This window comes from Pseudonocardia pini, from assembly GCF_013870575.1.
In the GTDB taxonomy this organism is placed as follows: Bacteria; Actinomycetota; Actinomycetes; order Mycobacteriales; family Pseudonocardiaceae; genus Pseudonocardia; species Pseudonocardia pini.
Window position 1 is genome coordinate 1 of sequence record NZ_JACBXB010000546.1, and the last position, 3828, is coordinate 3828.

Annotated in this window: 5 protein-coding genes; all 5 read left to right on the forward strand. The window is 70.4% G+C overall.

Annotated features, from left to right (window positions below):
- The first annotated feature begins 143 nt into the window (after positions 1-143).
- Positions 144-509, forward strand: a complete 366-nt coding sequence (locus tag H5J29_RS24380) for an NADH-quinone oxidoreductase subunit A (protein ID WP_181783364.1) — start codon at positions 144-146, stop codon at positions 507-509.
- A 1-nt stretch (position 510) separates the two neighbouring features.
- The gene (locus H5J29_RS24385; protein ID WP_181783365.1) at positions 511-1077 is read left to right on the forward strand and encodes a NuoB/complex I 20 kDa subunit family protein; all 567 of its coding nucleotides are present in this window, start codon (positions 511-513) and stop codon (positions 1075-1077) included.
- Positions 1077-1904, forward strand: coding sequence for an NADH-quinone oxidoreductase subunit C (locus tag H5J29_RS24390; protein WP_181783366.1), 828 nt, complete (start codon positions 1077-1079; stop codon positions 1902-1904). The genes H5J29_RS24385 and H5J29_RS24390 overlap by 1 nt, the downstream gene beginning before the upstream one ends.
- Positions 1901-3229, forward strand: coding sequence for an NADH-quinone oxidoreductase subunit D (locus H5J29_RS24395; RefSeq protein WP_181783367.1), 1329 nt, complete (start codon positions 1901-1903; stop codon positions 3227-3229). Before H5J29_RS24390 ends, H5J29_RS24395 begins: the two co-directional genes overlap by 4 nt.
- Positions 3226-3828 (forward strand): NADH-quinone oxidoreductase subunit NuoE (nuoE, locus tag H5J29_RS24400; RefSeq protein ID WP_181783368.1); only part of this gene is annotated, 603 nt, incomplete at its 3' end. The genes H5J29_RS24395 and nuoE, both read left to right, overlap by 4 nt.

Genomic DNA, 3828 nt, shown 5'->3' on the forward strand with positions numbered 1-3828 from the left:
GACCAACAACGGCTCGAACGACGTCTCGGTGGTCGACACCGCGAGCAACACCGTCACGTGACCCCGCACACGTAGGGTCCGACGCAGGTCACACAGGTCACACGACGTACGTCCCGTAGCAGTGCAGACAACGAAGGTGCACGATGCTCGATCCCTACCTGGCGCTTCTGTTCATGGCCATCCTGGCGGGCGCGTTCGCGCTGTTCTCCGTCACGGCGGCGCCCTACATCGGCCCGCGTCGGTACAACCGGGCCAAGCTGGACTCCTACGAGTGCGGGATCGAGCCCTCGCCGAAGCCCGTCGTGGGCGGCGGCCGGATGCCGGTCGCCTACTACCTCACGGCGATGCTGTTCATCCTCTTCGACATCGAGATGGTCTTCCTCTACCCGTTCGCGGTCAGCGCGGACGCCCTGGGGCTGTTCGGCCTGGTGGAGATCATTCTGTTCGTCATCACGGTCGGCTTCGCCTACGCGTACGTCTGGCGGCGCGGCGGACTGGATTGGAACTGACATGGGACTCGAGGAACACCTGCCGTCCGGGGTCCTGCTGACCAGCGTGGAGAAGCTGGTCAACTGGACCCGCAAGTCCTCGCTCTGGCCCGCCACCTTCGGGCTGGCCTGCTGCGCGATCGAGATGATGACCACCGGCGCGCCCCGCTACGACCTGGCCCGCTTCGGCATGGAGGTCTTCCGGGCCTCGCCGCGGCAGGCCGACCTGATGATCGTGGCGGGCCGGGTGAGCAACAAGATGGCCCCGGTCCTGCGGCAGATCTACGACCAGATGCCCGAGCCGCGCTGGGTGCTCGCGATGGGCGTGTGCGCCAGCTCCGGCGGCATGTTCAACAACTACGCGATCGTCCAGGGCGTGGACCACGTGGTGCCGGTGGACATGTACCTGCCGGGCTGCCCGCCGCGGCCGGAGATGCTCATGGACGCGATCCTCAAGATCCACGCGAAGATCATGGACGAGCCGCTGGGCACCAAGCGGGCCGCGGCGCTGGCCGCGAGCGGGTACAAGACCCCGATGATCCCGTCGTCGATCAAGTACGCCCCGAAGGACAAGGCGGAGCAGGCCTGATGGCGACCAGCAAGGACCGCGAGGAGCCGACGGGCGGCGAGCAGTCGAGCGCCGAGGCGAGCGGCCCCGCCGTCGAGGAGCAGCGTGCGGCGGGCGGCGAGGCCCCCGAGTCGGGCGAGGTCGAGCAGACCGCCGAGACCCCCGAAGGCGGCACCCGGCTCTCGCCGACCCGCGAGCGCTCCGGCATGTTCGGCGTGCGGGGCAGCGGCGACACCTCCGGCTTCGGCGGGCTGAAGCTGCCCGGCTACGCGCCCGCCCCGGCGGAACGGCCCTACGGCGGCTGGTTCGACGAGCTGGCCGACGAGCTGGCCGAGTCCCTCGACCGCCGCGGGGTGGCCCGCAGCGCGGTCCGGCAGATCACGATCGACCGCGGCGAGATCACCTTCTACGTGGAGCGCGAGCGGATCGCCGAGGTCTGCCGCGCCCTGCGGGACGAGCCGGAGCTGCGGTTCGAGCTGCTGTCCGGGGTGTCCGGTGTGGACTACACCGCACCCGACGGGGCAGCGGTCCACCAGCCGTTGCACGTCGTCTACCACCTGCTGTCGATGACCTGGCGGCGGCGGATCCGGCTCGAGGTCGCCCTGGACCCGGCCGACCCGCACCTGCCGAGCGTCGTGTCGATCTACCCCACGGCGGACTGGCACGAGCGCGAGACCTGGGACATGTTCGGGGTGATCTTCGACGGGCACCCGGCGCTGACCCGGATCCTCATGCCGGACGACTGGGCCGGTCACCCGCAGCGCAAGGACTACCCGCTGGGCGGGATCCCCGTGGAGTACAAGGGCGCGGAGATACCTCCGCCCGACGAGCGGAGGGCCTACTCGTGAGCACGACCGACCCGTACTCCGCCGAACCCCGCGAGACGACCGAGGGCACCGTCTACACGGTCACCGGCGGCGACTGGGACTCGTTGATGGACAGCGTGTCCACCGACGAGCACGACGACCGCATCGTGATCAACATGGGCCCCCAGCACCCGTCGACCCACGGGGTGCTGCGGTTGGTGCTGGAGCTGGAGGGCGAGACCGTCACCCAGGCCCGCTCGGTGATCGGCTACCTGCACACCGGCATCGAGAAGAACTGCGAGTACCGGAACTGGACCCAGGGCGTCACGTTCGTGACGCGGATGGACTACCTGGCGCCGCTGTTCAACGAGGCCGCCTACTGCCTCGGCGTGGAGAAGCTGCTCGGCATCGAGGTGCCGCGGCGCGCGCAGCTCATGCGCGTGATGCTGATGGAGATCAACCGGATCGGCTCGCACCTGGTGTGCCTGGCGACCGGCGGCATGGAGCTCGGCGCGCTCACCGGCATGACGGCCGGGTTCCGCGAGCGCGAGGAGGTGCTCCACCTCCTCGAGTACCTGACGGGCCTGCGGATGAACCACGCGTTCATCCGGCCCGGCGGGCTCGCGCAGGACCTCCCGGAGGACTGGGCGGCGAAGGTCACCGAGTTCGTCACGCTGATGCGCTCGCGGCTGCCGGACTACGACAAGCTGCTCACCGGCCAGCCGATCTGGAAGCAGCGCCTCGAGGGCGTCGGCTACCTGCCCGTCGACGGCTGCCTGGCGCTCGGCGCCACCGGGCCGATCCTGCGGTCCGCGGGCCTGGCCTGGGACCAGCGCAAGGTCGAGCCGTACTCCTGCTACGAGGAGTTCGACTTCGACGTCCCCACGGCGACGGAGGGCGACTGCTACGCGCGTTACCGGCTGCGCGTCGCCGAGATGCACGAGTCGCTGAAGATCATCGAGCAGGCCGTGGACAAGATCGAGCCCGGCCCGGTGATGGTGGCGGACCGCAAGGTCGCGTGGCCCGCGCAGCTGTCGATCGGCAGCGACGGGATGGGCAACTCCCTCGAGCACGTCCGCAAGATCATGGGGCAGTCCATGGAGTCGCTGATCCACCACTTCAAGCTGGTCACCGAGGGCTTCCACGTCCCGCCGGGGCAGGTCTACTCGGCCGTCGAGTCCCCGCGCGGCGAGCTGGGCTACCACCTGGTGTCCGACGGCGGCACGCGTCCGGTGCGCGTCCACGTCCGGGACCCCAGCTTCGTCAACCTGCAGTGCATGCCGGCGATGAGCGAGGGCGGCATGGTCGCCGACGTCATCGCCGCCGTCGCGAGCATCGACCCCGTGATGGGAGGGGTGGACCGGTGAGCCTGCCCGAGGGAACCCCCGAGAAGCGGCCCGGCCCCGCGCTCCCCGCCGAGCGGACCTGGCAGGCCCGGCCCGAGCCGTCGCCGGTCTCGCCGACCTTCGACGAGCTCACCCGGCAGCGCGCGAAGGAGATCATCGCGCGCTACCCGGTGGAGCGGTCGGCGCTGCTCCCGCTGCTGCACCTCGTGCAGTCGGTCGAGGGCTACGTGAGCCAGGCGGGGATCCGGTTCTGCGCCGAGCTGCTGGAGCTCACCACCGCCGAGGTCAGCGCGGTGGCGACCTTCTACACGATGTACAAGCGCACCCCGTGCGGCGAGCACCTGGTCAGCGTGTGCACGAACACGCTGTGCGCGGCCCTTGGCGGAGACGCCATCTACCAGGAGCTGACCACGCGGCTGGGTGTCGGCCACGAGGAGACCGTGGGCGAGCCCGGCACCCCCGGGTCGCTGACCCTGGAGCACGCCGAGTGCCTCGCGGCCTGCGACCTCGGCCCGGTGATCCAGGTCAACTACGAGTACTACGACAACCAGACCACGGCGTCGGCGGTCGAGCTGGTCGAGGCGCTGCGGCGTGGCGAGCGGCCCGCCCCCACGCGCGGC

What these genes read in the sequence shown, in the direction of transcription:
- H5J29_RS24380 (WP_181783364.1), top strand. Translation starts at nt 144, where the DNA reads ATGCTCGATCCCTACCTGGCGCTTCTGTTCATGGCCATCCTGGCGGGC.
- H5J29_RS24385 (WP_181783365.1), top strand. Translation starts at nt 511, where the DNA reads ATGGGACTCGAGGAACACCTGCCGTCCGGGGTCCTGCTGACCAGCGTG.
- H5J29_RS24390 (WP_181783366.1), top strand. Translation starts at nt 1,077, where the DNA reads ATGGCGACCAGCAAGGACCGCGAGGAGCCGACGGGCGGCGAGCAGTCG.